The organism is Mesorhizobium sp. ES1-4, from assembly GCF_020164745.1.
GTDB lineage: Bacteria > Pseudomonadota > Alphaproteobacteria > Rhizobiales > Rhizobiaceae > Mesorhizobium.
Map to the genome: position 1 here is coordinate 452,049 of NZ_JAIUGV010000003.1, position 26,772 is coordinate 478,820.

The following is a 26,772-nucleotide window of genomic DNA, read 5'->3' on the forward strand; positions in this document are numbered from 1 at the left end:
GGTTACTGCTGGAGTTTCAGGATCCGGTTCGGAACCGGGTCCGGTTGCTGGTCGATCGGCTGCCTGCGCCGCGGCAGGACCTGCTGCAGCAGAATCCCAGGGTTGATCTCCAGCGACGGCTGCCCGCGCATCGGCCTGCAGTTCGGATACCGCCCGACCGTACCCTCCGGGCACCGTCGCCGTAAGACCGGCTGGCACTGGCCATCGATCATCTGCGAGCCCGGCGCGCATTCGCTCTGTTGCCTGGGCTTGCGGCATGCGCCGTCGATCACCTCGGTCCCGCGCGGACAGATGCATTCGCCGCGCTTGTTGTGGACCTGGCCGCGTATGTCGCACTGCTGCACATCGGGCTGCTTGCGCCGGCAGGCATTGCCTTGCACCTCGGTACCCCTCGGGCAGACGCACTTGCCGTCGGAGTCATGGAGCTGGCCACGGATGGTGCACTGGTCGGGCTTCGGCTGGACCGGACGGCAGGTGCCGTTGCGCAGCTCGGTGCCTTGCGGGCAGACGCAATCGCCATTGGCATCGCGGATCTGGCCAGTGATGCGGCACTGCCGAGGTTTTGGCCGGATCTGGCGGCAGGCACCGTCCCGCACCTCGGTCCCCTGCGGGCAGATGCAGTAGCCGTCGGCGTCGTGGACCTGGCCACGGATGGTGCACGGCTCGGGCCTCGACCTGTCGCGGACGCAGGCATTGGCCTTCCTGTCGAGATGCGTGCCATCCGGGCAGGTGCAACCGTTGCCGTCCGGGGTCGGAACCGAGCCCGGCATGGCGCAGCCCGGCTTGTCGATCCTGACACAGGCGCCGTTCTCCAGCCCGGTCCCGCGCGGGCAGACGCAGCGTCCGTCCTCGGTGCGGATCTGGCCTTCGAGCAACACGCAGCGCCGCGGCGGCGGTGGCAGCGGCAGAAGGTTGGTGCCGCCACCGGTGCACTGGCCGTTGCGGAAGGTGGTGCCCTCCGGGCAGACGCAGCGGCCGGCGTCGTTCATGACGAAGCCCGGCGAGCACTGGTTCTTCACCTCATGCATGATGGTGAAGGGATGGCACGCATAGGCCTTGCCGCGATCGCCCTGGACGTTGGCCGCATCCCTGGACAGTACGTCGCCGCCCTGCACCCGCGTGTCGAGAGACAATACGCCGACGCAGTTCTGGCCATTGACGTCGCCCTGCAGATTGGCGAGACGCCCATCGTCGGGGATAACCACCGTCACATGGTGCGACTGGCTTTCGCCGGCGCCGAGCGTCAGGTTGGCGATGCAGGAGGCCGGCAGCGTCGTCGGCTCCGGCGAGCAGCCGAAGGGCGGGTCGATCGAGGTGATCGCAACGCCATCCAGCCGGCCGAGACCGTCCACGCCGACCGCATCACCGATGCGGACCGGACCCGAGAAGGGGGTCGTCCCATCATTCGATATGGTGATGTCGAAAGAGCAGGGTTGGCCGAGCCGGCATTCGCGGTCGCCGGTCTTCTCGACACGGATGGTCGAGGAGCCGCCGCCCTTGGCACAGGCCTGGCCGATCGGATAGACGACGTCGTCGCCCTGCGCCGGGCCGTAGGAGCCCCGCGCGCAGTTCTCGAACTCGCCATTGGCCGAAACCGTGACATCGAAGTGCCTGGAGGTTCCAGGCGTCATGACGGCGCCTGGTATCTGGCACGACACCGCATTGGCCGGAACCGGTCCGCACGCCCATTCCGCGCCGTCAGGGGTGACGGTCTGGACCTGGACCGGCGCGCCGCCAGAGACAAGCGTGGCGGCATCGTTGACCCGCACCGGACCGGTTGGGGCAGCCGCACCGACACTGGTGACGGTGATGCGGCAGGAGACGGTCGCGGCTCCGGCCAGCGAACCGCTGCACACCTTGGTGATGCGCAAGGCCGGCTGGCCGCCATTGGGATGGCGGATGCGCTCCTTGGCGCAGGCCTTGTTGTTGGTGAGGTCGACCTCACCGGGAATGGCCTTCACCTCGGCGCAGTTCTCGACCGTGTCCGACCGGTAGCCGGCCGGCACGACCGCCTTGACGAAGATCGGCGTCGAGGCGCCAGCGGGCAGCGAGATGCCGGCATTGTCGCAGCGAAACTGGCCGGGGCCGTTCGGGCCGCATGTCCAGGGCGGGCTCGGCCCGAACGTCGAGGACGTCGGCGCCCCGCTTGGGTAATTGTCGATCACCGTCAACGGCCCGCTATAGGTCGATGTGCCGTTGTTGATGATGTCGATGATGAAAGTGCAGACGCCGTCGGCGGTGCAGACTTCGGTGCGGGCACGCTTCTTGAGGATCAGGTCGGACTTCTTCTCGACCGGCGGCTGGCAGTCCGGGTTGCGGTCGCCGCGGCGGCAGATCGGGATCGAGGCACAGCCACGGTCGTTGGCCTGGCTGCCGAACAGCGGCTTGCCGCTGGCGCCGTAATTGTAGGTGGCGCAGTTGCGAAGCACGCTGCCTTGCCAGCCGCCCGCCGGCCTGAAGCCGAGCTTGAGGTCGACAAAGGCTCCCGGGTTGAGCGTCGTCACCGGATAGGTGCACGTCATCGGGGTGGCTCCCGGCACGCAGACCCAGGGCGGATTGGGCCCTGAACTCAGCGTCGAGCCGGCCGGCAGCGTCACCTCGTCGAGCACGATCTTGCCGTTGTAGGGCGCCGTGCCGACATTGGTGACCCTGATGGTGAAGTCGCAGCCACCACCCATCGTGCAGCGTGTGACATCCGCATGCTTTTCAACCTTGAGGTCCGGTTCCTTGTCCCTGGGCGGGCATCTCAAGTCGCGCGGGATGACGATGTCGATGGTTTGGGTGCAGCACAGGCCCCAGCCCTCCTTTGGGCCCGCATAGGTGTTGATGCCGGTGACGATGAGATGGATGACGTCGCCGGGCGACGCGCCGACGATCTTCCAATCGAGCACGCCGCCGCCCGCCGGCACCTTCTGGGTGTCGGGGATGATGGTGATGCCGGGCGAGGCCGTCGAAACCTGCACCCACTTGCCGCCCATCTCCGGGCCGACCGGCATGTGATAGATGAAGGCGCCGCCACCGGGCACACAGTCGACCGTGCCGCGTTCGACCTTGAAGCATTCATGGTCGGTTGGAGGCGGAGGTTGCTTGTCGCATTTGGTGACGTCGATCCGGATCGAGGTCTTTTCCCCTGTCAGGATGTTGCCGTCGTCCGGCTTGCCCGGATCCTGCGACGGGATGATGGTTCCCGTGCCGGTGCCGGCGGTGACCTTGATCAGGCCCTGGTTGTCGACCGTCGTCGGCGCTGGAAATGCCGCGTGGTCGATCTTGGCCGTGAGGCGGAAGGTGATGGTACGCTCGTTCGGCGCCCCCGACCCGTCGAGATCGGAAGCGGAAATCCGGAAATCGGAAACCGTTGCCGTGTCGTTGGGACCCGCCGAATTGCTGATGACGGCGGCAGGCAAAGGCCCGCCGGACGGATCGGTGCCGTCGCCGGAGACGGTCACGCCGACGATGGAAAGACCGTGCGGAAGCTGGTCCTTGAAGTCGAGCTGGGCTTTCTTCAGCGCGGCCTCGAGGTTCGGGTCGGCAAAGCCCCGCGGATCGCCGCGCAGTCCGAAGGTCAAGGTATAGTAGACATAGTCGCAGCTGCGCTGGCCGCCGGTCTTGGTGAAGAACGGCACGACACGTCCGGGCTCGGGATTTATGACGCGCGGATTGTCGAATTGCACAGGCTGCACATCCTGGCTGGCGGCCTGGATGGTCTGGGCGGCGGATGCCGGCAGTGCGGGCGCAAGGGCGACCGCGATACCGGCCGCCATCAGCCAGCGCGCACCGCGCCTGGCATATGACAGGGGTTTCATGATCGTCTCCATGACGGTTTTCCGCGTTTCGGTGGCGAGCGGGGATGGAGCAAGACTGTTCATCTTCCCCTCCTCAACGTTCGCAGCTGACGGCTGGGGTCCGGAGCGGCAAGGTCATCTTGCAGCAAGGGTAGTAGCCACCCTTGTCCTTGTCGGACTTCCTGTAGAAGCAAAGTCCAACCTCCACTCTGTCGCCCGGATGGTGGCCGGTGATGTCGATCGTGTACGGCTTGCCAGGTACATGCGACATGGGTGAGGTCACCCCGACGCCTGGCGTCCTGGACTTTGTCTCATTCGAAGGCTGGGCCTTGATCGAATCGCCGCCGAAGCCGGCATGGTCATGGAGATAGAGATCCGCCTCGAGGCCCGAGGGCGTGCAGTAATACTGGACGTCCTCGACATCGAGACACGGAGGCAGATTGCCGGGCGGGGGGAAGTCCGGCGGGTAGAACGGAGGCTCGTAGCCGCCCGGGATTTCTTCATAGTAGCCGGCACGGCCTTCGCAGGGATGCCAGACGGCGACGTCGCCGACATGGCCTTCCACTTCGGGGTCCTCGAAATAGCCGTCGAAATCGAGGAACCAGGAGCCGAAGGGCGGCACGTTGGCCGGCTTGACGAGGTCCTTGGGCGTGATCTGCACGCCGTGGACGGCGAGCGGCCCGCCAGCCGCGAGCTGTTCGGCAAGCTCGGGGTTGTCGCGCAATTTGTCGCCGGTGTTGACCAAAGTCTGGGTGCAGACCGAGGTGTCGAGATTGCCATCGGCGTCATAGCCATATTGCAGGTCGAGGCCTCCAGCCGACTGCCTGTTGCCTTGCGGGAAACCGACTGCGTATTCCTGCGGCGCTTCCACCCAGACCGATTCCGTCGAGGGATCGTCGGGATTTTCCCTGAAGTAGCGGATGACCTCGCCCTTGCCGGAATCGGCGAAGCGGCTGTAGTCGTAGCGGTTTTCGAGCGGGCCGCGCTGGGCGAGATACATGAAGCCGCTGTTGTCGAAGGCAATGTCGGTGACGGCGTAGTCCTTGTCGGCCTTGACCGTCAGTTCCCAGCGCGGATCGCCGGCGAAGGTGCCGTCGCGGGCAATGCCCACCGACCAGATTTCCGACTTCTCGCCAACCGAATAGTAAAGCCGGCCGCCATGATAGGAGACGGCCCAGACGCGGCGCTCGTCCTGGGTGTAGCCCCAGGTCCCGGGATCTTCGGTGTCGAAGGCCGCGCCCTTTATGTCCATCACCGCGCCATCGTCGGCGACGGGAGCCAGCCCATGCGCCGGACGTCCGGCGACGCCATGGTCGAACGTGTCGATCAGACTGCCGTTGGCGTCGATGCGATGGATCAGGCCGGTATCGAGGTCGGAGGCGAAGAACTGGCGGTGGACGGGATCGAAGGTGATATTGCCTATGCCGGGACCGCTGTTGGTGTCGATGTCGGCGAATTTGGCGACCTGGCCGGTGATGCCGTCGATCTTCCAGATGGTACCCGGTCCGCCGCCGTTCTCGGTGCCGAACTGGCCGTCCATGAAGGTGGCGCCCGCCATACCGCGGCGCTGCCGCTCCGGCCTGCCGTCCTTGTCGGCATCCGGGGTGACGATCTCGATGCCATGCAGCGAGGTGGCGGCGGCATAGAGATTGGGGATGCCCGACGGCACACCGTCGCGCACGCCGTCATCATAGGTGAGGCCGAACACCTCGCCGATCTGGCCCGATGTCACCTCGAAAGGCGGCGGCGTGAAGACGAGTTGGCCCGAGGCCGGACCGCCCAGGTGCGAAACATCGAACACGCGCAACGTGGCGCGTGTGGTGTCTATGAAGGTTTCATCGACCGGATCGACGCCGGGCGGCAAGCCCTCGTCGACATGGGGGATGACGGTGCCCGGGAAGCCGGTGACCGCCATCGAGCCGGGATAAATGATCTGGGTTTCCTGTGCCCGGGCGGCGGCGCCAAGCCACAGGCAGGCGGCAAGCGCCAGCGCCAGCAAGCCGCCGGCCTGCAATGCCCCGCGCAAACGGCTGTCAAAGTCAAATGAACGCACGAACGTGCCGCGGACGCGAGACATGACACTACCCCCGTAGTCCAAGGGAGAGACGTCTGGAGTTGCCGCGCAAATCAGGGCAAGGCGCGGTGGTCCGGCACGTTCTTCCCTGATCGAATTGTCTGCTTTCCTCATTTTTACGATACGCCTGCGCCTGCGCAGGGTCAACGGAATCAGCGGAAAGCCCAGCGCATCGATCCCGTCCCGAAGGCGGTGGTCGCGCCGAGCTCCCATTGGTCCCGGAGACCATGGAGCCTCTGGGTTGCTGGTCATGGGGCTTCCTTTCCGGTCCGCACCATGCGGCACCTGAGCGTCAGTCGCGTGCGGTGGTGGAAAGGTTCATGGAAGCCTTGCGCAGAATGCTTGCGCGCGATCCCGGCTGTTCTTATATACGCGCCAGCCCTGCGGTGCCGGAACACCGGTGCCAAACGGGAATTCTTGTGAACAGGGGCTTTCGTCGGAACGCCTTACCGGGTCCTGAGAGCCTGCTTAGCGGAGAGAATAGAAAAATGGCAAAAGTAATCGGTATCGATCTCGGCACCACCAACTCCTGCATCGCCATCATGGATGGCAAGGAACCGAAAGTGATCGAGAATGCGGAAGGCGCGCGCACGACGCCTTCCATCGTCGCCATCTCGGGCGACGGCGAACGTCTGGTCGGCCAGCCGGCAAAGCGCCAGGCGGTCACCAATCCTGAAAACACAATCTTCGCGGTCAAGCGCCTGATCGGCCGCCGCTATGACGATCCGGTGACGGAGAAGGACAAGAAGCTTGTCCCCTACAAGATCGTCAAGGGCGACAATGGCGATGCCTGGGTCGAGGCCGGCGGCAAGAAGCAGTCGCCTAGCCAGATCTCGGCCATGATCCTGCAGAAGATGAAGGAAACGGCGGAAGCCTATCTCGGCGAGAAGGTCGAGAAGGCGGTCATCACCGTTCCGGCCTATTTCAACGACGCCCAGCGCCAGGCGACCAAGGACGCCGGCAAGATCGCCGGCCTGGAAGTGCTGCGCATCATCAACGAGCCGACCGCGGCCGCGCTCGCCTACGGCCTCGACAAGAAGGAAGGCAAGACCATTGCAGTCTATGACCTTGGCGGCGGCACGTTCGACATTTCGGTGCTCGAGATCGGCGATGGCGTGTTCGAGGTGAAGTCGACCAATGGCGACACCTTCCTCGGCGGCGAGGATTTCGACATGCGCCTGGTCGAGTATCTGGCGGCAGAGTTCAAGAAGGAACAGGGCATCGACCTGAAGGCCGACAAGCTTGCCCTGCAGCGCCTCAAGGAAGCGGCCGAGAAGGCCAAGATCGAGCTGTCGTCGACGACGCAGACCGAAATCAACCTGCCCTTCATCACCGCCGACGCGACCGGCCCGAAGCACCTGACGCTGAAGCTGACCCGCGCCAAGTTCGAAAGCCTGGTCGAGGATCTCGTTCAGCGCACCATCGAACCGTGCAAGGCCGCGCTCAAGGATGCCGGCCTGAAGGCCGGCGAGATCGACGAAGTGGTGCTGGTCGGCGGCATGACCCGCATGCCCAAGATCCAGGAGATCGTGAAGCAGTTCTTCGGCAAGGAGCCGCACAAGGGCGTCAACCCGGATGAGGTCGTCGCACTCGGCGCCGCCATCCAGGCCGGCGTGCTGCAGGGCGACGTCAAGGACGTGCTGCTGCTCGACGTGACGCCGCTGTCGCTCGGCATCGAGACGCTGGGCGGCGTGTTCACCCGGCTGATCGAGCGCAACACGACGATCCCGACCAAGAAAAGCCAGGTGTTCTCGACGGCCGAGGATTCGCAGTCGGCCGTGACCATCCGCGTCTTCCAGGGCGAGCGTGAAATGGCCGCCGACAACAAGGCGCTCGGCCAGTTCGACCTGGTCGGCATCCCGCCGGCGCCACGCGGCGTGCCGCAGATCGAGGTCACGTTCGACATCGACGCCAACGGCATCGTCAACGTTTCGGCCAAGGACAAGGGCACTGGCAAGGAGCACCAGATCCGCATCCAGGCCTCGGGTGGTCTTTCGGACGCCGACATCGAGAAGATGGTCAAGGATGCCGAGGCCAATGCCGATACCGACAAGAAGCGTCGCGCCGTGGTCGAGGCCCGCAACCAGGCCGAAGCCCTGGTGCATTCGTCGGAGAAGTCGCTGAAGGAATATGGCGACAAGGTCTCCGAAGCCGAGCGGACGGCGATTTCGGACGCGATCGCCGCGCTGAAGACCGCTGCCGAGAGCGATGACCCGGCCGACATCGAGGCCAAGAGCCAGGTGCTTGCCGAAGCTTCCATGAAGCTCGGCCAGGCCATGTACGAGGCCTCGCAGAAAGAAGCGGCGGAAGCCGACGCCAAGGCGGATGCCGCCAAGGACTCCGATGTGGTCGATGCCGATTTCGAAGAAATCGACGAAGACGACGACAAGAAGAAGTCGGCCTGAACGGCTTGACGGCAAGATAATGCGAAAAGCCCGGCGCAAGGCCGGGCTTTTTTGCAACCCTCGCGCAAAAAGTGCGGGCACTGCCGAAAAAAGTCACTGAAAACCACGGACAAGTTCGCGCCGGCCCTAGCATACGGGCGGCACCGCTCCTAAATCGAACAACGTGCCGGCAAACGACGCACAACATGCATCAAGGCGTTGATCCGGACTGCGGGAAAAAATGAAAGCTGATTTCTACGAAACGCTGGGCGTGCAAAAGGGCGCCGACGAGAAGGAACTCAAGAGCGCTTTTCGCAAGCTCGCCATGCAGTTCCATCCCGACCGCAATCCCGGCGATCATTCCTGCGAGCACAGGTTCAAGGAGATCAACGAGGCCTACGAGACGCTGAAGGACCCGCAGAAGCGCGCGGCCTATGACCGTTTCGGTCACGCCGCCTTCGAGCAGGGCGGCATGAATGGCGGCGCGCAGGGCTTTGGCGCCGGCGGCTTCGCCGACATCTTCGAGGATATTTTCGGCGACATGATGGGCGGGCGCCAGCGCCGCTCTTCCGGCGGCCGCGAGCGCGGCGCCGACCTGCGCTACAACATGGAAATCTCGCTGGAGGAAGCGTTCGCGGGCAAAACCGCGCAGATCCGCGTGCCGGCCTCAATATCCTGCACCGAGTGCTCGGGCAGCGGCGCCAAGCCGGGCACCCAGCCGGTCACCTGCTCGATGTGCAACGGCCACGGCAAGGTGCGCGCCACGCAGGGGTTCTTCTCGATCGAGCGGACCTGCCCGCAATGCCAGGGCCGCGGCCAGACCATCAAGGATCCGTGCCCGAAATGCGCCGGCCAGGGCCGCGTCACCGAGGAACGCTCGCTGTCGGTCAACATTCCGGCCGGCATCGAGGACGGCACCCGCATCCGCCTGGCCAATGAGGGCGAAGCCGGCCTGCGCGGCGGGCCTTCGGGCGACCTCTATATTTTCCTGGCGGTGAAGCCGCACGAATTCTTCCAGCGCGACGGCGCCGATCTCTACTGCAAGGTGCCGATCTCGATGACGACGGCGGCCCTTGGCGGCTCCTTCGAGGTGACGACGCTCGACGGCACGCAGACCAAGGTGAAGGTGACCGAAGGCACGCAGAACGGACGCCAGTTCCGCCTCAAGGGCAAAGGCATGCCGGTGCTGCGCCAGCCCAATGTCGGCGACCTCTACATCCAGACCGCGGTCGAGACGCCGCAGAACCTGTCGCGCCGCCAGCGCGAGCTGCTGGAGGAGTTCGAGCAGCTCTCCTCGCAGGACAATTCGCCCCAATCGAGCGGCTTTTTCGCCCGCATGAAGGATTTTTTCGAGTCTTTCGGGGAGCGTTGAGACGCGACCAGAGCCGTCTTGTACACGACATAGGCATGGCCGCGCCTTGCCTTGCGTCGCCCAAGTGTTAAGTAGCTTCCACGGGAGCGCTGAGGAGAGCTTGCATGGCACGTGGTCACGGACTGCGGAAGGCGTTTGCCGAGAAGTTCGACGACGAACTCAAATTCTTCAAGGGCTGGATCGACAAGCCGAAGACAGTCGGCTCGATCGTTCCGACCAGCTCGATCACCGCCCGCAAGATGGCCTCGATCGTCAACCCGAAGTCCGGCCTGCCGGTGCTCGAGGTGGGCCCCGGCACCGGCGTCATCACCCGAGCCATCCTCGCGCAGGGCGTGCGTCCCGAGAACCTCTACGCGGTCGAGTACAATACAGATTTCGTGCGCCATCTGCGCCGGCTCTATCCCGGCGTCAACGTCATCGAAGGCGATGCCTTCAACCTCAACGCCACGCTTGGCGAGCGGAGCGGGATGATCTTCGATAGCGTCGTTTCCGGCGTGCCGCTGCTCAACTTCCCGGTCGCCCAGCGCATCGCCTATATCGAAAGCCTGCTCGACCGCATCCCAGCCGGACGGCCGATCGTGCAGCTGACCTACGGTCCGATGTCACCGATCCCGCCCGGGCGTGGCGACTATACGGTCAAGCATTTCGACTTCATCTTCCGCAACATCCCGCCGACGCAGCTGTGGATCTACCGGCGCGAGGCGCATTGATTTGAGCGGGCCTTGGCTATACCTGTCCCGGAACAAGGTTGGCCAATGGCAGTGATCGCGAAAATCCTCGTCTTCGCCGGCTCGGTGCGTAGCGGCGCCTATAGCGGCCGGACCGCCGACGTGGCGCAGAAGGAGCTTGCCGTGCAAGGCGCCGAGGTGACCCGCATTTCGCTCGCCGATTATCCCTTGCCGATCCTCGACGAAGACCTGGAGAAGGAAAAGGGCGTCCCCGAAAACGCCCTGAAACTGGCCCGGCTGATCGCCGTCCATGACGGGCTGCTGATCGCCACGCCGGAATATAACGGCTCCATCCCGCCGTTGCTCAAGAACACGATCGACTGGGTGAGCCGCGTGCGCAGGGACGGCGGCCGGTCGGTCAGGCCGCTTGGCGGCAAGGTCGCCGGCCTCTGCTCGTCCTCCAACGGCCATTTTGCCGGCATCCGCTGCATCAACCATCTGCGCGCCGTGCTGGTGCGCTGCCAGATGGAAGTGGTGACGCCGGAATGCTCGGTGCCGGAGGGTGGCGACGCCTTCGACGGGGACGGCCATTTCCGAGACGAAAGACTGCACAAATCGATGGAGCACCTATGCCGCACGCTGATCGAAACCTCGCGCATGCTGTCCACGCGGATCGAGGCGTGAATGCCGTAACCATGGAGGCCCAATCCATGCAGGAAAGATTGATCGTCGGCCTCGACGTGCCGACCGTGAAAGAAGCCGAGCAGGCGGTGCGCGAGCTCGACGGCATCGTCTCCTTCTACAAGATCGGCTATCAGCTGGCCTTCGCCGGCGGGCTCGACTTCGCCAGGGAACTGGCCAGCGGTGGAACGAAGGTCTTCCTCGACATGAAGCTGCTCGACATCGATCATACGGTGGCAAAAGGCGTGGAGAACATCGTCAAGATGGGCATGACCATGCTGACCATCCACGCCTATCCGAAGGCGATGCAAGCGGCGGTGGAAGCGGCTAGGGGCAGCGACCTTTGCCTGCTTGCAGTCAGCGTGCTGACATCGATGGACGAGCAGGACATGATCGATGTCGGCTATGAGTATGATCCGCACACGCTGGTGCTCAGGCGCTCGGAGCAGGCGCTGCATGCGGGCATGGGCGGTATCGTGTGCTCGGCCGCGGAAGCCGAAGCGGTACGCCGTATCGTCGGCCCCGACATGGCGGTGGTGACGCCCGGCATCCGGCCGGCAGGCAGCGACCATGGCGACCAGAAGCGCGTCGTGACGCCAGGACAGGCGATCCGCAACGGCTCCAGCCACCTCGTTGTCGGCCGACCGATCGTCGCCGCGGCCAATAAACGCGAAGCGGCCGAAGCCATCCTTGAGGAAATGCGCGCGGCCTGACGCCCCCGATACAAACCCGGAGAAAAAACATGCCCAAGGGATACTGGATCGCTCGTGTCGATGTGCGCGACACAGAAGGCTACAAAGACTATGTCGCCGCTTCGAAGCTGGCCTTCGACCGTTTCGGCGCGAAATTCCTGGCGCGCGGCGGTGCGCATGAAAAGGCCGAAGGGCCTGGTCGCGGGCGCAACGTCATCATCGAATTCGAATCGCTTGCGGCCGCGCATGACTGCTACCACTCGCCGGAATATCAGCGCGCCGTCGCCATCCGCCAGAAGGTCGCCGATGGCGAGATCGTGCTGGTGGAAGGAGTCTAGAGGTAGAGCATGATGTCGTCCGAAAACCGCTTCACACTTTTCGGCATCATGCTTTAGCGAAAGAGCCTGTTCGCCGCGGTTTCGGCCATGGCGTCGGCCAGTTCCAGCCCCCATTGCTGACGGCAATAGGCGCGGAAATCGAAGCACGGCAGGCCCGGGCAGACCTCGAACTCGATGAGATGAACGGTGTCGTCGGCCTCGACGCGCAGGTCGACCGAAAACACGTCGCGCAGGCCCAGCCCGCCCATCAAGCGTTCGGCAATCGCGCGTATCCTGACATCGGCCGCTGGCTGGCTGTTGGCGACCGGAGCGAGTTCGGGCTCGGCATAGTGCCCGGCTGCCTTCGCCGCCTCGCCGGTGTCGCCATAAAGCGCCAGGCTGTCGGCCATGGTCTGGAAATCCGCGCCTGAATCGACAAAGGAAACGCCCAGCGCTTCAACACCGACCTCCGGCATCAGCCCGAGGAAGCTGGCGCGCACATTGCGGCCGGCGACATAGGGCTGGACGACGACATCGTCGCGATAGGCCGCGAAAACACGCCGGCTAAGCTCCAGCGCGTGGCCGAGATCGGTTACGCGCGAATCCGGCCAGATGCCGATCTTGGCGCCGAGCCGGTTGGGCTTGACGAACCAGCCGGCGGCGGAGGCCGGCGGCTCGACCAGCCAGTTTCCATTCCGGGCAAGACCCGCCGGCGGCACCGGCAGGCCGAGCGCGCCAAGCACGGCGCCGGAGCGGAATTTGTCCTGGCAGAGCGCGAAGAGCGAATCGTCGGCGCCGATCGTTTTGAACCCGCCCAGCCTCGCCAGCGCCGGTGACGCGCCGCCACGGAAATAAGCGATGCCGTCGGACAGTGTCCAGACCAGCGTGCTTTGCGGGTCCTCATCGTCAAGCGCTGCGGCTGCATCGTCGAGCGCCACCGGTACAAAGGACAGGCCGCGCCCCGCGCAGGCGTCGGCAAGCGCACCGAATTCAGGGGCGAGGTCCGTCGACTGCGCCAAATAAGATGAGATTTCAGTGGCGCGCTGTGGCGCGTAGCCGTCGGCGATCAGACGGTCGAAGCAAGCCTTTTCGGGCTCATAGACAAGGATCAGCTTTGGCTTGTGGCTGGACATGCGATGAATGATTCCCGGCGCTGTGATCGCCTACCATCGCACGGTCGACGCAAACAGCTTTCGCGAAACCGACCCAAGCCAGACGCCTGGGTGACAGCACGCCAGGATGAGCAGCGCGGATCGCCCGGCCTGTTCAGGCGATCAGCACGCGCGGCTCGAACCGGCCGTTGACGTCGATATCGAGCAGGAAGGTCATGCCCGCCTGCGGATCGAGCTGCCGCTGTTTCTCATCCTTGCCCGACCAGGCGGAAGTCACAGCCAGCCGGCCGGCGTTCCTGCCGACAAAGGCCGGGCAGGAGGGCTGCGTCACCGGCATCGCCACCTCGCGCAGCAGCGTGCCGTCGGGCGAATAGGCCTTGACCGCCTTGCCGCCCCAGACGGCATTCCACAGCACGCCGTCGCGGTCGACGACCGAACCGTCGACATAGCCCTTGGCCGAGCGGTGATCGACGAACACATTCGGCTCCCCGGCGGGCAGGCCGGTCGCCGGATCGCAGGCGAGGCGCATCAGCAGGCCGGTCGAGGTGTCGGTGTAGTAGGCAAGCGCGCCATCCGGCGAGAAACAGATCGAGTTGGGGACAGTGATGTCCGAAAACAGGCGGCGCAATTCTCCCTTGAAGAACCAGTAAATCGAACCGGCGCCCTTTTCCTCCTTCTTTCCCATCGTGCCGGTCCACAGCGCACCGCAGGGATGGACGCGGGAATCATTGGAGCGGGTGAGCGGATTGTCGCCCTCGATGAGCGTATGCAGCGTCATCCTGCCGGTCGCGACCTCGCGGACAAAAAGGCCGGTTTCGGTGGCGATCATCTGGCGCCTGTCGTCGATGATGGCGATGGCGCTCGCCATCTGGCCAAGCTCGTGGATCTTCAGCGCGCCGCCGGACACCGGTTTTTCCAGGAGCCGGCCGTTGACGATGTCGAACCAGAACAGCGCGTCGGTGGCGGGATCGTAGCTTGGCCCTTCGCCGAGCTGGCAGATATGATCAGAGAAAACCGAAACCTCGCTCATCATGCGCCTCCGAACGCTGCGTCCCAGGCGGCGACCGCGGCGTGCGCGCGCGCCGCCACGTCGTCGACGCTCATGCCTGGCTTGAACAGGCTGGAGCCAAGCCCGAACACCGTCACGCCAACCGCCTTGTAGCCGGCAAAGTCCTTGTCGGAAACGCCGCCGACCGCGCCGACCAGCGTCTGCGCCGGTAATACGGCCCGCATCGCGGAAATGCCCGATGCGCCTAGCACGCTCGCCGGAAAGAATTTCAGCGCCGATGCGCCGAGCCGGATCGCCTGGAAAGCCTCGGTGGGGGTAAACACGCCGGGCATGGTGACCATGCCGTATGTCCTGGCGCGGCCCATGACCTCGGCATCTATGTTGGGGCTGACCAGCAGCCGTCCGCCGGCCTGGTGAAGGTTGTCGACATCGGCCGCCGTGAGCACCGTGCCGGCGCCGACCAGGGCGGTTTCCGGCAGCACTTCGACAATCCTGGCGATCGACGAGAATGGCTCGGGCGAATTGAGCGGCACCTCGATCGCCTCGATGCCGGCGTCGAACAGCGCCCGGCCGATGGCAACGGCCTCGGTGGGCTTCAGGCCGCGCAGGATGGCGACCAGCCCGCGCTTGAGCTGGGGAAAAGGTGCGGTCTGGCTCATATGGCGGCTCCGGTTCTGGCGATCATGCCGTTCTCGCGCGCGGCTTCGATGAGGCCGGCGCGCACCGCTTCATCCGCATCGACGGCGCGGAAGGCAAGCCGTGCAAGGTCGAGTGCGGCCGAATAGAGCGATGCGAGCGAGCCCGAAGCGATCAACACGACCGCCGCATCGCCGGCGCCATAGCGGCGCCTGGCCGATGCGATCTCGCCGCCGATCAAAAGCCCGGACAGGCAGGCCGCCGCATCCTGCGACGTCAGGTCCTGCAGGAGCCCGGCCGCGCGGATGGCAAATAGCCTCGAAGTGACGTCGCCGCCCTCGCCGAGCGCCCGTTCGCACCACTGCCGGAAGTACGGATTGTCCGCCGCGACCGGAGCCGGATGCTCGCCCAGCGAATGCTTCAGGATCGAATGCTCGGCCAGCACCGAAAACAGTTCGCCGGTCGGCCATGTGCCGAAGCCGGCAACCGCGCCATCCTCGACCACGACCCATTTTGAATGCGTGCCGGGCATGCAGACGAGATGTCGCCCCTTTGCCGGCAAACCAGCGCCGGCAAGCTGTGTTTCCTCACCGCGCATGACATCCGGCACCTCGGCCAGGCGCTGGGCGAGGCCCGGAACGATGCGGATATCGCGTTTCGGATCGGGCACCTGGGCGGCGCCGCGCAGGATGGCCCCGAGCGGCGCGGGCACGGCCACATAGGGCGCTTCGATCCAGCCCTGGCGGGAACCGGCCATGCCGCAGACGATGACGGGCAATGTCTCCGGCGCCCCCATGGCGACGAGGTGGCCTTCGAGCACGTTGGCGAAGCCCTTTTCGCGCGCGGTGATCAGGCCATCGTCGCCGCGGCGCTCGGCAAGCACCTTGCCGCCGCCGTCGATCAGCCAGGCCCGAAGCCGGGTCGTGCCCCAGTCGAGCGCCGCGACCGCCGGACCGTTGCTGGCAAACGCTGGGCTCACAGGAAGCCTCCATCGACGATCAGCATCTGCGCCGTCAGCATGCGCGAGGCATCCGAGGCCAGGAACAGCACGGTGCCGACGATGTCGTCGGGTCGCATGACGTCCCTGATGCATTGCTTGGCGACGTGAGCGGCGAGTGCTTCTTCCGTCACCCAGCGCTCCTGCTGCCGCTCGGTGATCACCCAGCCAGGCGCGACGGCGTTGACGCGGATGCGGTCGGGCCCGAGCTTGCCGGCCAGCCCCTTGGTGAGACCGAGAATGCCGGCCTTGGCGGCGGTATAGGCCGGCAGGTCGGGATGGTTGATCAGATAGGAGGTCGAGGTGAAATTGATGATCGAGCCGCCGCCGGCCCGCTTCATGCCTGATGCCACGGCCTGCGCGGTGAAGAAATGCGGCCGCAGGTTGATGGCGAGGTTGTTGTCCCAGAACTCGACGGTGACGTCCTCGACGGCATGGCGTTCATCCCAGGCGGCGTTGTTGACCAGCACGGTGACGTCGCCATGCGCCTCGGCGGCCCTTGCCGCGGCAGCGCGCAAGGCCTCGACGTCGCGCAGATCGGTCTTGAGGTAGAGCGGACGCCGGCCGAGCTCCTTTTCGATACGGTCGGCGAGCGCCGTGCTCGGCGCGTCGGCGATGTCGATGAAGGCGACCTTGGCGCCCTGGCGCATGAATCCTTCGGTCAACGCCGCGCCGATGCCGGAGCCGCCGCCGGTGATCAGCACCGAAGCGCCTTCGAGGTCGGCAAAACGCGCCGATGGCATCATGATTTTCGTCTCCCGGGTCAACCGGCGCGCATCCTAGCCAGACACGTCCGGCGGGCAAGGGCGAAACGACGGATTTCCGGGCTTATGTCTGACAAAAACGCGATGGCGCCGCGCGCGACCCGCCACGCAGCATCATCACATGGCGGGGCAGCACCGGTTCTCGCCGCTCAGATCGCCTTGGCACGCAAGGCGCCGCGGAAGGAATCCCGGAGGTAGCCCAATGTGGCGTCGGCATCGGCCGGCTTGCCAAACAGGTAGCCCTGCCCGCCGGCGCAACCGAACTGGACCAGCCGGTCGGCCTGCGCCTCCTCCTCGATGCCTTCGGCGACGACGTCCATGCCGAGCCCTTCGCACATCGCGAGGATGGCGCGGATGATGTGTTCGGACGGCCGGTCGTCGAGAATGGAAGAGACGAAGGCGCGGTCGATCTTGAGCTTGTCGAAATGGAATTCCCGCAAACGACCGAGCGAGGACTGGCCGGTGCCGAAATCGTCGAGCGAGACGCGGATGCCGACGCGGCGCAGATCCTCGACGATCTGCGCGGCCGAGGCCGGGTCGTTCATCAGACCGGTCTCGGTGATCTCGATTTCGAGCCGGCGCGGATCGAAGCCAGTGCGGTCGAGGATGGCCAGTATATGCAGGCCGGTGTTCTGGTCGACGAGCTGCGAGGGCGACAGGTTGAAGGACAGGAACAGATCCTTCGGCCAGCTCCTGGCGGCTTCGGTCGCCTTGCGCAGCACCAGTTGCGACAGCGGGCCGATGATGCCGCGCTCCTCGGCGATGGGGATGAAGACGCTCGGCGGCACCGCGCCGAGGTCGCGATCGGTCCAGCGCGCCAGCGTCTCGAAGCCGATGGTGCGGCGCGTGGTGAGGTCGACGATCGGCTGGAAATGCGGCTCCACCTCGCCGGCGGAGACGGCCCGGCGCAGCGCCTGCTCGATGCGGGTGACGCGCTTGGCGGCCTCTTCCATCTCACGGGTGTAGACGACGACGCGGCCACGCCCGGAACGCTTGGCATGGTAGAGCGCCGTTTCGGCCTTGTTGATGAGGATCTCGGTGGTCTCGTCGCCGGAATAGAACAGCGAGCAGCCGACCGAGGCCGAGAGCCTGGCGGTGCGCTCGCCGACATCGTAGGGCGCCGACAGGATCTCGATCAGCATGCGGGACTTTTCGGCCGCCGCATCCTCCGAGAACACCAGCGGGTAGAGGAAGGCGAATTCGTCGGCGCCGATGCGGCAGACCGTCGAATGGCCGTCCATCGAGGCGCGCAGCCGCATCGCGACCTGGACAAGGATGTCGTCGCCGGCCTTGTGGCCGAACAGGTCGTTGATCGGCTTGAATCCGTCGAGGTCGAGGATGCCGACGGTGAAGGGCGCGGGATCGTCGGCGCGATCACTGATCAGGCGATCGACCTTGTCGAAGAAGCGGCGATGATTGCCAAGCCCGGTCAACGGATCGGTGAATGCCAGATCCGTGCTTTCCCTGTTTGCCTGACCGGTGCCAAACGGAGTTTGCATCGGTGTCCCTGTTCGTCCCTGCTCTTGTCGTCGGAATTTATTGCGAGACTGGCAGCAAACCCTTTAGGAAACGTATCGCGTGAACCGATTTTTGTAGCCGAAGTACAATCCCGGAAAATGGCATCCGGCTTTCGCCTTGAAACCGTGCCCAAACAGGAAGTCGGAAACCTTTGTGAAGCCGGCTACACGGTGTGTAAATCACGTGTATTTTCAACCGCTTGGCCTGACGCGATAGAGTTCCAGGGGGGTGCCGCTGGTCTCAGCCACCGGTTCCAGCCAATCGGGCACGCTGCCGCGCATCAGTGCGGCCAGAAAGCCGTCCGGCGCCCGGGTTGCGAACAGCCGGCTTTCCGGGTTGTCGCGGCAGAGCGCGACAAGGCCGACATGATGGCTCTCGACGATGGTTTTGGCATCGCTGGCCGAACCCAGCAAGGCATCGAAGACGAGCAGGTTTCCAGCGACGTTGCGATGGTAGGGGCCGGCGAACACGCGGTGACCGGTGAAGGCGAGGATCGGCGAGCCAAGATTGGAGACGGCAAGCACCGTGGTGGGTGCCATCGCGCCAAGCACGGCGAACGAGGCCTTGCTGTTGCAGGGTGCGTCGATGCCGGCCGCCCTGGCGGGGGCAGCGGTTTCGAAGACGCTCGATGCGGCTTGGGCGGCACCCGCCCAGATGGCATTGACCGAGACCAGCCAGGCCGCGGCCATCCTGAGCATGGAACCGTTGGACGGACTGGTTTCGGCCCGCTGCCGCCATTTGGCGATCCAGGCCGAAAGCGGGATCGCCGCGAAGACGATGGAGAAGGTCGAGCCGCGCACTTCCCAGGCGCTGACCAGGACCGCAACCATCAGCAGCGCGGCGACGAGGCTGTCCTGCCGCCGCCAGCCGCCACCGCTGAAGCGGAGCGCCATCAGGATGATCGCCAGCAGCGGCGTCGCAAAACGCGCCACGGCCCGGGCGGGATCATCGGAGACCAGCTGAACGATCGACTGGGCCTCCTCGATATAGCCAAGCCACATCCGCTGCAGACGCGGGTCGAGATGGGCATAGGGCGCCGCCAGGCATTGCGGGAACAGCAACGCCACGACGAGGACGAGCGTGACGGCAAGCAGGCCAAGCGAGATCAGGCGCCGGGCGGCGGTCGCGTTGGCGGCCCGCCATGAAGCAATGATTGCCAGACCGGTGCCGGCCAGCCCGGTGACGGCGAACTGCACGATCGAGAAGGTGTCGCACTGGGCCTGGCCCCAGGACGAGACGGGGATGGTGGCGGCGAAGACGAGAGCCGAGACGCCGGTGACGCCGAGGCCGAAATCCCTGGCTATCAGCCTTTCGCCGTCACCCTTGCCAAGAAACAACAGCGCGACGACGGTGCCGAGGGCGCCGGCATAGGGCGCGCTTTCCATGCCTATGGCCAGGCTTAGCGTGGTGCAGACGCCGGCGACAAGCGCGGCCGGCCGATGCGTGGGCGCCTCGAGCAGCAAGGCGAGGCTCGCCAGCGTCAGCATCAGCTGGACATTGTGATGGTCGAGCGCGCCGGGAGAAAAAATGCCGATGTAATACAGGGCCGCGCCGCCGACGACGGCGGCGGGCAGCACGGCGGGGGCGCCGGCAAAAGCCCGTGCGGCGCGGACGAGGAAGAAGATCGCCAGCCAGAATTGCAAGGTGGGCCAGACGATTTGCACGATCTGTTCGGCCAGGGCGGGGCTGCCGGTCAGGCGAGTGACCGCGAGCATGCTCAGCGCCAGCGGCGCATCGAGCAGCCGCGACCAATGCATGACGAAGCCGCCTTCCAGGCCCATCCTGTACTGGTGCAGGTCGAACCAGCCCTGGCCCGCCAGCAGGTCGCGGACTTCGACCAGTTGCAGCAGGCTGTCATTGTCGCCCGCCGGATTGGCCAGTTGCGGGAATCCCTGCAAGGCCTCGAGCGCCAGCAGCAGCAAGGCGGCAAGCAGCGCGAACGCGATATCGGACTTCCAGGTGGAAGTTCCCCTTGCTGTGCCCATCCCGATCGCCCTTGGCGGGAATGCCGGGCCTTTCCAGGCCAATCGGCACTCATGAAGTCGGTCTTAAACCTAGCCTTAACGGCTTCAATAAATAGTAAAACCGCCTGAACGCGGCCGGCTTCCGGAGCGCGACCGCATGGTCGAAAGGGCATTCGGAGACGAAAATGCCGCAAGACATCAGCCATGAACCCGTCATCGCCGTGCTCCTGCCTTGCTACAATGAGGAGCTGACCATCGCCGAGGTGGTGCGGCGGTTCCGCGAGACGCTGCCCGCGGCAACCATCTATGTCTACGACAACAATTCGAAGGACCTGACGGCCCTGCGCGCCCGCGCGGCCGGCGCCATCGTGATTCGCGAGCCGCGCCAGGGCAAGGGCAATGTGGTGCGGCGCATGTTCGCCGACATCGACGCCGACATCTACCTGATGGCCGATGGCGACGGCACCTACGCCCCCGAAGACGCGCCGCAGCTGATCAACACGCTGTTGACCGAACGATGCGACATGGTGGTGGGCACTAGGCGCGGCGTCACCGACGATGCCGGCCGGGCCGGCCATGCCTTCGGCAACCGCGTGTTCAACAGCCTCTACAAAGGGCTGTTCGGCAGCGATTTCACCGACATCTTCTCCGGCTACCGCGTCTTCACCAGGCGTTTCGTCAAGAGCTTTCCCGCCGTCTCCGGCGGCTTCGAGATCGAGACCGAGATGTCGGTGCACGCCTCGCAGCTCAAACTGCCGGTCAGCGAAATCGCACTCGACTACGGCCGCCGGCCGGAAGGCTCGTCGTCGAAGCTGTCGACCTTCCGCGACGGCGCCAGGATCCTGTGGATGTTCGCCATGCTGATGAAGGAGACGCAGCCGCTGCGCTTTTTCGGCGCCTTTTCGCTGTTCTTCCTGGCCTCGAGCCTGTTCCTGATGGCCCCGGTGCTGGTCGAATTCGCCGAAACCGGCCTTGTCCCGCGCATGCCGACATGGGTGCTGTCGGTCGGCCTGCTGCTTCTGTCGATGCTGGCGGCGGTGACCGGGCTGATCCTCGATTCGGTCTCGCGCGGGCGCGCCGAGCAGAAGCGGATCTTCTATCTCTCCATGCCGCCGGGCCGTGTCGAGCGCCGCACGGGCGACCTGGTTCAGAAGCCGGAACGGCGCAAGGCCTCGCGCGCGGCCTGACCGATGCAACGCCTCGTCCGCTTTGTCTTCGCAGGCGGCATCGGCTTCGTCGCCGACGCGGCGGCACTCTGGCTGCTGCTGGCCGTCACGCCGCTCGGGCCCTTCATCGGCCGCATCCTGTCGATCGGCTTTGCGCTCTGCGTCACCTGGCAGATCAACCGGCATCTGACGTTCTCGCCCTCGAGCAGGGGAATGACACAGGAAGGCGCCCGCTATGGCGGCGTCGGCATCGCCACCAGCATCGTCAACTACGCCGTCTACTCGGCTATCCTGCTGGTGCTGCCGGCGGCGACGCCCCTGGGCGCGCTTGCCATCGCGTCGCTCGTGGCCATGGCGCTGTCCTTCCTGGGTTACTCGCGGCTGGTCTTCGACCGTTAACGGCGTGGCCCGATTGGCAGAAGGCGCCGCGACCCTTATATCGCTGTCAATTCAAGAGTGTTGGAGCGTAGTTTGTGCATCCAAGGGGATGCACGCCGCTCCAATCGCGCCGGGGACCCGCCATGAAATTGAAAATCGCCGTCCAGATGGACCATGTCTCCACCGTGTCGATCGCCGGCGACACCTCGTTCGCGCTGTCGCTGGAAGCGCAGCGCCGCGGCCACGAACTCTACCACTACACGCCCGACCGGCTGTCGCTGCGCGACGGCAAGGTGTTTGCCCGCATCGAGGCGATGCAGGTGCGCGACGAGAAGGGCAGCCACTACGCGCTGGGCGAACAGGTGCGCACCGACCTGTCTGAGATGGACGTGGTGCTGCTGCGCCAGGATCCGCCCTTCGACATGAACTACATCACGACGACGCATATACTGGAGCGAATCCACCCGAAGACGCTGGTGGTCAACGACCCGGCCTGGGTGCGCAACAGCCCGGAAAAGATTTTCGTCACCGAGTTTTCCGACCTGATGCCGGACACGCTGATCACCAAGGATCCGCTCGAGGTCGCCGCCTTCCGCAAGGAGTTCGGCGACATCATCGTCAAGCCGCTCTACGGCAATGGCGGCGCCGGCATCTTCCATCTGCACGAGGCCGACCGCAACCTCGCCTCGCTGCTCGAAATGTTCGGCCAGCTGTTTCGCGAGCCCTATATCGTGCAGCGCTATCTGAAGGACGTGCGCAAGGGCGACAAGCGCATCATCCTGATCGACGGCGAGCCGGTGGGCGCCATCAACCGCGTGCCGGCCGACCATGATTCCCGCTCCAACATGCATGTCGGCGGCCGCGCCGAGAAGACAGAGCTGACCGAACGCGAGCGCGAAATCTGCGCCCGCATCGGTCCGTCGCTGAGAGAGCGCGGCTTCATCCTGGTCGGCATCGACGTCATCGGCGACTACATGACCGAGATCAACGTGACCTCGCCGACAGGTGTGCGCGAAGTTCAACGCTTCGGCGGCGCCGACATCGCCAGCCTGTTCTGGGATGTGGTGGAAGAGAAGCGGACCTAACCTGTTTTCAGTTTGCGTTAACCATGTTCCGGTTTTGCAACCGGATACAATTCGGCTGCAACTTCCACGACTACATGTTCCCGAAATGTTCTTGATCTGATCAAAGAACTGTGATTGTCTGCCGAGAAGGCCACTGCTGGTCTGATCGCATGGGGCTGGGGGCCAGCTCATATCGGGGGCAACACGATGGTGGCGCGGGTTCGTACGGTCGCTTTCCAGGGCATCGAGGCCGTGCCGGTCGACGTGCAGGTGATGATCGCGCCCGGCAAGGTCAACATGCACATCGTCGGCCTGCCCGACAAGGCGGTGGCCGAAAGCCGCGAGCGGGTGCAGGCCGCATTGCACGCATCGGGCCTGTCGATGCCGTCGAAGAAGGTGACCGTCAATCTGGCGCCCGCCGACCTGCCGAAGGAAGGCAGCCACTACGATCTGCCGATCGCGCTTGGCCTGATGGCCGCGCTTGGCGCCATTCCGGGCGACATGCTGGCCGGCTATGTCGTGCTCGGCGAACTGTCGCTCGACGGCACCATCACGGCGGTGGCCGGGGCGCTGCCGGCGGCGATCGGCGCCAATGCCGAGGGCAAAGGCCTGATCTGCCCCTTCGCCTGCGGGCCGGAAGCGGCCTGGGCCGGCAAGGACTTCGATATCCTCGCGCCGCGCAGCCTGATTGCCATCGCCAACCATTTCCGCGGCACGCAGGTGCTGTCACGCCCCGAGGCCGGCGTCCACGCCTCGGCCCGCGACCTGCCCGACCTTGCCGACATCAAGGGCCAGGAGACGGCGAAGCGGGCACTGGAAGTCGCGGCCGCCGGTGGCCACAACCTCCTGATGGTCGGCCCGCCTGGCTCGGGCAAGTCGATGCTGGCGCAGCGCCTGCCCTCGATCCTGCCGCCGCTGGCGCCGAAGGAATTGCTCGAAGTCTCGATGATCGCCTCGGTTGCGGGCGAGCTCGGCGAAGGCAAGCTGACCGACCGGCGGCCATTCCGCGCACCGCACCATTCGGCCTCGATGGCGGCTATGGTGGGCGGCGGCATACGGGCGCGGCCGGGCGAGGTGTCGCTGGCCCATCACGGCGTGCTGTTTCTCGACGAGTTCCCCGAATTCACGCCGCAGACGCTCGATGCGCTGCGCCAGCCGCTTGAGACCGGCGACTGCATGATCGCGCGCGCCAACCACCGCGTCACCTATCCGGCACGCATCCAACTGGTCGCGGCGATGAACCCGTGCCGCTGCGGCATGGCCGGCGAGCCGGGTTATCGCTGCCTGCGCGGCGAGCGCTGCCGCACCGACTACCAGGCGCGCATCTCGGGCCCGCTGCTCGACCGCATCGATCTCAGGATCGAAGTGCCGGCGGTCTCGGCCAGCGACCTGATCCGGCCCGACCGGGCGGAGAAGAGCGCCGATGTCGCGCTGCGCGTGGCGCGCGCCAGGAATATCCAGCGCGAGCGCTTCGAACGGCTCGGCGTCAACAGCGCCACCACCAACGCGCATTGTTCTCCGGCAGTCATCGAGGCCATAGCCATGCCGGACGCCGCCGGGCTGTCGCTGCTCAAGGATGCCAGCGAAAAGCTCGCCTTTTCCGCTCGGGCCTATCATCGCGTGCTGAAAGTGGCGCGCACGCTGGCCGATCTCGACGCCAGCGAGACCGTCGGCCGCATCCATCTGGCCGAGGCGATTTCCTATCGCATGAGCTCGGAGCGGATGGCGCAGGCGGCGTAGGCCTTGTCCGCGGCGGTCACGCGGGTCGCCACGCCCTTCTGATCGGCGCGGCTGGATACCAATGCCGGTCGCGTTTGCGCCAGCTCAGCCCTGTTTCGCCTTCAGCTCCAGCCGCCGCCTATGCAGCACCGGCTCGGTGTAGCCGTTGGGCTGGCTCGTCCCCTTGAACACCAGGTCGCAGGCGGCCTGGAAGGCGATCGATTGGTCGAAATCCGGCGCCATCGGGCGGTAGAGCGGATCGCCGACATTCTGCAGATCGACGATGGCGGCCATGCGCTGCAGGGAATCCCTGACCTGGATTTCCGAGCAGACCTTGTGGCGCAGCCAGTTGGCTATGTGCTGCGAGGAGATGCGTAGCGTGGCGCGGTCTTCCATCAGGCCGACATCGTTGATGTCGGGCACCTTGGAGCAGCCGACGCCCTGGTCGATCCAACGCACGACATAGCCCAGAATGCCTTGCGCATTGTTGTCGAGCTCGCGCTGGATCTCGTCGGGCGTCCAGTTCGGCCGCACGGCCACCGGCACCGACAGGATATCGTCGAGTTTCGCCTTCGGCCGGTTCTTCAGCGCCGCCTGGACGGCGTGGACATCGACCTTGTGATAATGCGTGGCGTGCAGCGTCGCCGCTGTCGGCGAGGGCACCCAGGCAGTGTTGGCGCCGGCCTTGGGGTGGGCGATCTTCTCGACCAGCATGGCCGCCATCAGATCGGGCATCGCCCACATGCCCTTGCCGATCTGGGCGTGGCCGGCGAGGCCGCATTCGAGCCCGGTGTCGACATTCCAGGCCTCGTAGGCGGAAATCCAGGCGGCCTGCTTCATGTCGCCCTTGCGGATCATCGGGCCGGCTTCCATCGAGGTGTGGATCTCGTCGCCGGTGCGGTCGAGGAAGCCGGTGTTGATGAACACCACGCGCTCGCGTGCGGCGCGGATCGCCTCCTTGAGATTGATCGTGGTGCGCCGCTCCTCGTCCATGATGCCCATCTTGATGGTGTTCCGGGCCATGCCGAGCAGCGCTTCGACACGATCGAAGATCTCGACGGCGAAGGCGACTTCCTCCGGCCCGTGCATCTTGGGCTTCACGACATACATCGAGCCGGCGCGGGAATTGGCACGCCGGCCCTTCGGGCCGACGTCATGCAGCGCGATCAGCGCCGTCATGGCTGCGTCCATGATGCCTTCCGACACCTCGCTGCCGTCGCGGTCGAGGATCGCCGGATTGGTCATCAGGTGGCCGACATTCCTGACCAGCATCAGCGAGCGGCCGGGCACGGTGAGCGTGCCGCCGGCCGGCGCCGTGTAGGCGCGATCGGGGTTGAGCTTGCGGGTAAAAGTCTTGCCGCCCTTGGTGATTTCCTCGGCCAGGTCGCCCTTCATCAGGCCGAGCCAGTTGCGGTAGACGACGACCTTGTCCTGCGCATCCACCGCCGCGACCGAATCCTCGCAGTCCTGGATGGTGGTCAGCGCCGATTCCAGGATGACATCGGCAATGCCGGCCGGGTCGGTGCGGCCGATCTGGTTGGCGCGGTCGATGACGATCTCGACATGCAGCCCGTTCCTCACCAGCAACACGGTTTCCGGGTTGGCGGCGTCGCCGCGATAGCCAACGAACTGTTTCGGGTCGGCGAGCGTGGTGGAGCCGGCGCCTTCGCCGAGCCGCAACGTGCCGTTGGCCACCGACAGGCCGTTAACCCCTGCCCATTTGCCCGAGGTGAGCGGCACCGACTGGTCGAGAAAGTCCTTGGCCCAGGCGATCACCTTCGCGCCGCGCACCGGGTTGAACACCTTGCCCTTCTGCGCTCCATCGGTTTCGGCGATGGCGTCGGTGCCGTAGAGCGCGTCGTAGAGCGAGCCCCAGCGCGCATTGGCGGCATTGAGCGCATAGCGCGCGTTCATCACCGGCACGACGAGCTGCGGCCCGGCGACGACGGCGATTTCCGGGTCGACATTGTCGGTCGACACGCTGAAGGCCGGCCCTTCCGGGGCGAGATAGCCGATCTCCTTCAGGAACGCCTTATAGACCTCCATGTCGACGGGCGCGCCATTGTCGCGATACCAGCCGTCGAGCTTTTCCTGCATGGCATCGCGTTTAGCCAGCAGCGCCCGGTTCCTGGGCGCGAGGTCATGGACGATCGCTGAGAAGCCGCCCCAGAACGCGTCGGCTTCGATGCCGGTACCGGGCAGCGCTTCGTCGACGACGAAGTCATGCAGCTCGCGGGCAATCCGCAATCCAGCGATTTCGACGCGATCGGTCATCAGGGCTTTCTCCAGGCGAAAGGCTTGGCCGGGCCTTTGGCATGTCAGGGCGCCAGGGTCAATTCGGCTAAAGATGAAGGGGATATTTTGCTGCGGCGGAACTGCATATCTCCCCCCTCGAGGGCAGGGGAATCGCATATGGGGTTTTTGGGCTTGAAATTGGCCTGAGAAGAGATTCTTTGGGAAGGCAGTCCAATGAAG

20 protein-coding genes are annotated in these 26,772 nt (G+C 65.3%); 10 read left to right on the forward strand and 10 right to left on the reverse strand.

Going from position 1 to position 26,772, the window contains the following annotated elements:
* Positions 1 to 2: 2 nt before the first annotated feature.
* Both LB556_RS08185 and LB556_RS08190 read right to left on the reverse strand, forming a co-directional pair.
* Positions 3 to 3,866, reverse strand: coding sequence for a DUF11 domain-containing protein (locus LB556_RS08185; protein WP_224565882.1), 3,864 nt, complete (start codon positions 3,864 to 3,866; stop codon positions 3 to 5).
* Between the two features lie 10 nt (positions 3,867 to 3,876).
* The gene (locus LB556_RS08190; RefSeq protein ID WP_224565884.1) at positions 3,877 to 5,859 is read right to left on the reverse strand and encodes a hypothetical protein; all 1,983 of its coding nucleotides are present in this window, start codon (positions 5,857 to 5,859) and stop codon (positions 3,877 to 3,879) included.
* Between the two features lie 485 nt (positions 5,860 to 6,344).
* On the opposite strand from LB556_RS08190, the gene dnaK reads away from it, so the two are divergent.
* From dnaK to LB556_RS08220, 6 genes are all read left to right on the forward strand, one after another.
* Positions 6,345 to 8,261: a molecular chaperone DnaK gene (gene dnaK / locus LB556_RS08195; RefSeq protein WP_224565886.1), complete on the forward strand. Its 1,917-nt coding sequence runs from the start codon at positions 6,345 to 6,347 to the stop codon at positions 8,259 to 8,261.
* Positions 8,262 to 8,481: 220 nt separating this feature from the next.
* Positions 8,482 to 9,612 (forward strand): molecular chaperone DnaJ, encoded by a 1,131-nt coding sequence (gene dnaJ / locus LB556_RS08200; RefSeq protein WP_149908401.1) that lies wholly within the window; start codon positions 8,482 to 8,484, stop codon positions 9,610 to 9,612.
* Positions 9,613 to 9,716: 104 nt separating this feature from the next.
* Positions 9,717 to 10,322 carry a phospholipid N-methyltransferase PmtA gene (pmtA, locus tag LB556_RS08205; RefSeq protein WP_224565888.1) on the forward strand — a complete coding sequence of 202 codons (606 nt, stop codon included), beginning with the start codon at positions 9,717 to 9,719 and terminating at the stop codon, positions 10,320 to 10,322.
* Positions 10,323 to 10,367: 45 nt separating this feature from the next.
* Positions 10,368 to 10,964, forward strand: a complete 597-nt coding sequence (locus tag LB556_RS08210) for an NADPH-dependent FMN reductase (protein ID WP_224565890.1) — start codon at positions 10,368 to 10,370, stop codon at positions 10,962 to 10,964.
* 11 nt (positions 10,965 to 10,975) lie between these two features.
* Positions 10,976 to 11,674 carry an orotidine-5'-phosphate decarboxylase gene (gene pyrF / locus LB556_RS08215; protein WP_263485164.1) on the forward strand — a complete coding sequence of 233 codons (699 nt, stop codon included), beginning with the start codon at positions 10,976 to 10,978 and terminating at the stop codon, positions 11,672 to 11,674.
* 29 nt (positions 11,675 to 11,703) lie between these two features.
* Entirely contained in the window at positions 11,704 to 11,991 is a 288-nt protein-coding gene (locus LB556_RS08220) for a DUF1330 domain-containing protein (protein WP_224565894.1), read from the forward strand.
* Positions 11,992 to 12,044: 53 nt separating this feature from the next.
* Here the strand turns inward: LB556_RS08220 and LB556_RS08225 are convergent, their stop codons facing one another.
* From LB556_RS08225 to LB556_RS08255, 7 genes are all read right to left on the reverse strand, one after another.
* The gene (locus tag LB556_RS08225) at positions 12,045 to 13,103 is read right to left on the reverse strand and encodes a D-alanine:D-lactate ligase-like protein (RefSeq protein WP_224565896.1); all 1,059 of its coding nucleotides are present in this window, start codon (positions 13,101 to 13,103) and stop codon (positions 12,045 to 12,047) included.
* 133 nt (positions 13,104 to 13,236) lie between these two features.
* Positions 13,237 to 14,112 (reverse strand): SMP-30/gluconolactonase/LRE family protein, encoded by an 876-nt coding sequence (locus LB556_RS08230; RefSeq protein ID WP_224565984.1) that lies wholly within the window; start codon positions 14,110 to 14,112, stop codon positions 13,237 to 13,239.
* On the reverse strand, positions 14,112 to 14,750 hold the full coding sequence (locus LB556_RS08235) for a 2-dehydro-3-deoxy-6-phosphogalactonate aldolase (protein ID WP_224565898.1): 639 nt from the start codon (positions 14,748 to 14,750) through the stop codon (positions 14,112 to 14,114). Before LB556_RS08235 ends, LB556_RS08230 begins: the two co-directional genes overlap by 1 nt.
* On the reverse strand, positions 14,747 to 15,706 hold the full coding sequence (locus tag LB556_RS08240; protein ID WP_224565900.1) for a 2-dehydro-3-deoxygalactonokinase: 960 nt from the start codon (positions 15,704 to 15,706) through the stop codon (positions 14,747 to 14,749). Before LB556_RS08240 ends, LB556_RS08235 begins: the two co-directional genes overlap by 4 nt.
* Positions 15,703 to 16,470 carry an SDR family NAD(P)-dependent oxidoreductase gene (locus LB556_RS08245; RefSeq protein WP_224565902.1) on the reverse strand — a complete coding sequence of 256 codons (768 nt, stop codon included), beginning with the start codon at positions 16,468 to 16,470 and terminating at the stop codon, positions 15,703 to 15,705. The genes LB556_RS08240 and LB556_RS08245 overlap by 4 nt, the downstream gene beginning before the upstream one ends.
* Positions 16,471 to 16,637: 167 nt before the next feature.
* Positions 16,638 to 17,987, reverse strand: coding sequence for a putative bifunctional diguanylate cyclase/phosphodiesterase (locus tag LB556_RS08250; RefSeq protein ID WP_224565904.1), 1,350 nt, complete (start codon positions 17,985 to 17,987; stop codon positions 16,638 to 16,640).
* Between the two features lie 210 nt (positions 17,988 to 18,197).
* Positions 18,198 to 19,991, reverse strand: a complete 1,794-nt coding sequence (locus tag LB556_RS08255; protein WP_224565906.1) for a GtrA family protein — start codon at positions 19,989 to 19,991, stop codon at positions 18,198 to 18,200.
* Positions 19,992 to 20,155: 164 nt separating this feature from the next.
* Here LB556_RS08255 and LB556_RS08260 point away from each other — a divergent pair, with 164 nt between their 5' ends.
* The 4 genes from LB556_RS08260 (at position 20,156) to LB556_RS08275 (ending at position 24,318) form a co-directional block, all read left to right on the forward strand.
* Complete coding sequence (locus tag LB556_RS08260) at positions 20,156 to 21,157, forward strand: glycosyltransferase (RefSeq protein ID WP_224565908.1); 1,002 nt, start codon at positions 20,156 to 20,158, stop codon at positions 21,155 to 21,157.
* Between the two features lie 3 nt (positions 21,158 to 21,160).
* Positions 21,161 to 21,535, forward strand: a complete 375-nt coding sequence (locus LB556_RS08265; protein ID WP_224565910.1) for a GtrA family protein — start codon at positions 21,161 to 21,163, stop codon at positions 21,533 to 21,535.
* A 122-nt stretch (positions 21,536 to 21,657) separates the two neighbouring features.
* A complete protein-coding gene (gene gshB, locus LB556_RS08270; protein WP_224565912.1) occupies positions 21,658 to 22,599 on the forward strand; it encodes a glutathione synthase in 942 nt (313 codons plus the stop codon).
* A 186-nt stretch (positions 22,600 to 22,785) separates the two neighbouring features.
* Entirely contained in the window at positions 22,786 to 24,318 is a 1,533-nt protein-coding gene (locus LB556_RS08275; protein ID WP_224565986.1) for a YifB family Mg chelatase-like AAA ATPase, read from the forward strand.
* 84 nt (positions 24,319 to 24,402) lie between these two features.
* Here the strand turns inward: LB556_RS08275 and LB556_RS08280 are convergent, their stop codons facing one another.
* On the reverse strand, positions 24,403 to 26,571 hold the full coding sequence (locus LB556_RS08280; RefSeq protein WP_224565914.1) for a malate synthase G: 2,169 nt from the start codon (positions 26,569 to 26,571) through the stop codon (positions 24,403 to 24,405).
* Positions 26,572 to 26,772: the final 201 nt, after the last annotated feature.

Coding starts and splice junctions, on each gene's coding strand:
- LB556_RS08185 (WP_224565882.1), bottom strand. CDS start 3,866: ATGAACAGTCTTGCTCCATCCCCGCTCGCCACCGAAACGCGGAAAACC.
- LB556_RS08260 (WP_224565908.1), top strand. CDS start 20,156: ATGCCGCAAGACATCAGCCATGAACCCGTCATCGCCGTGCTCCTGCCT.
- LB556_RS08210 (WP_224565890.1), top strand. CDS start 10,368: ATGGCAGTGATCGCGAAAATCCTCGTCTTCGCCGGCTCGGTGCGTAGC.
- pmtA (WP_224565888.1), top strand. CDS start 9,717: ATGGCACGTGGTCACGGACTGCGGAAGGCGTTTGCCGAGAAGTTCGAC.
- LB556_RS08220 (WP_224565894.1), top strand. CDS start 11,704: ATGCCCAAGGGATACTGGATCGCTCGTGTCGATGTGCGCGACACAGAA.
- LB556_RS08280 (WP_224565914.1), bottom strand. CDS start 26,571: ATGACCGATCGCGTCGAAATCGCTGGATTGCGGATTGCCCGCGAGCTG.
- LB556_RS08250 (WP_224565904.1), bottom strand. CDS start 17,987: ATGCAAACTCCGTTTGGCACCGGTCAGGCAAACAGGGAAAGCACGGAT.
- LB556_RS08230 (WP_224565984.1), bottom strand. CDS start 14,112: ATGAGCGAGGTTTCGGTTTTCTCTGATCATATCTGCCAGCTCGGCGAA.
- LB556_RS08245 (WP_224565902.1), bottom strand. CDS start 16,470: ATGATGCCATCGGCGCGTTTTGCCGACCTCGAAGGCGCTTCGGTGCTG.
- LB556_RS08275 (WP_224565986.1), top strand. CDS start 22,786: ATGGTGGCGCGGGTTCGTACGGTCGCTTTCCAGGGCATCGAGGCCGTG.
- LB556_RS08255 (WP_224565906.1), bottom strand. CDS start 19,991: ATGGGCACAGCAAGGGGAACTTCCACCTGGAAGTCCGATATCGCGTTC.
- LB556_RS08190 (WP_224565884.1), bottom strand. CDS start 5,859: ATGTCTCGCGTCCGCGGCACGTTCGTGCGTTCATTTGACTTTGACAGC.
- pyrF (WP_263485164.1), top strand. CDS start 10,976: ATGGAGGCCCAATCCATGCAGGAAAGATTGATCGTCGGCCTCGACGTG.
- LB556_RS08265 (WP_224565910.1), top strand. CDS start 21,161: ATGCAACGCCTCGTCCGCTTTGTCTTCGCAGGCGGCATCGGCTTCGTC.
- dnaJ (WP_149908401.1), top strand. CDS start 8,482: ATGAAAGCTGATTTCTACGAAACGCTGGGCGTGCAAAAGGGCGCCGAC.
- gshB (WP_224565912.1), top strand. CDS start 21,658: ATGAAATTGAAAATCGCCGTCCAGATGGACCATGTCTCCACCGTGTCG.
- LB556_RS08235 (WP_224565898.1), bottom strand. CDS start 14,750: ATGAGCCAGACCGCACCTTTTCCCCAGCTCAAGCGCGGGCTGGTCGCC.
- dnaK (WP_224565886.1), top strand. CDS start 6,345: ATGGCAAAAGTAATCGGTATCGATCTCGGCACCACCAACTCCTGCATC.
- LB556_RS08225 (WP_224565896.1), bottom strand. CDS start 13,103: ATGTCCAGCCACAAGCCAAAGCTGATCCTTGTCTATGAGCCCGAAAAG.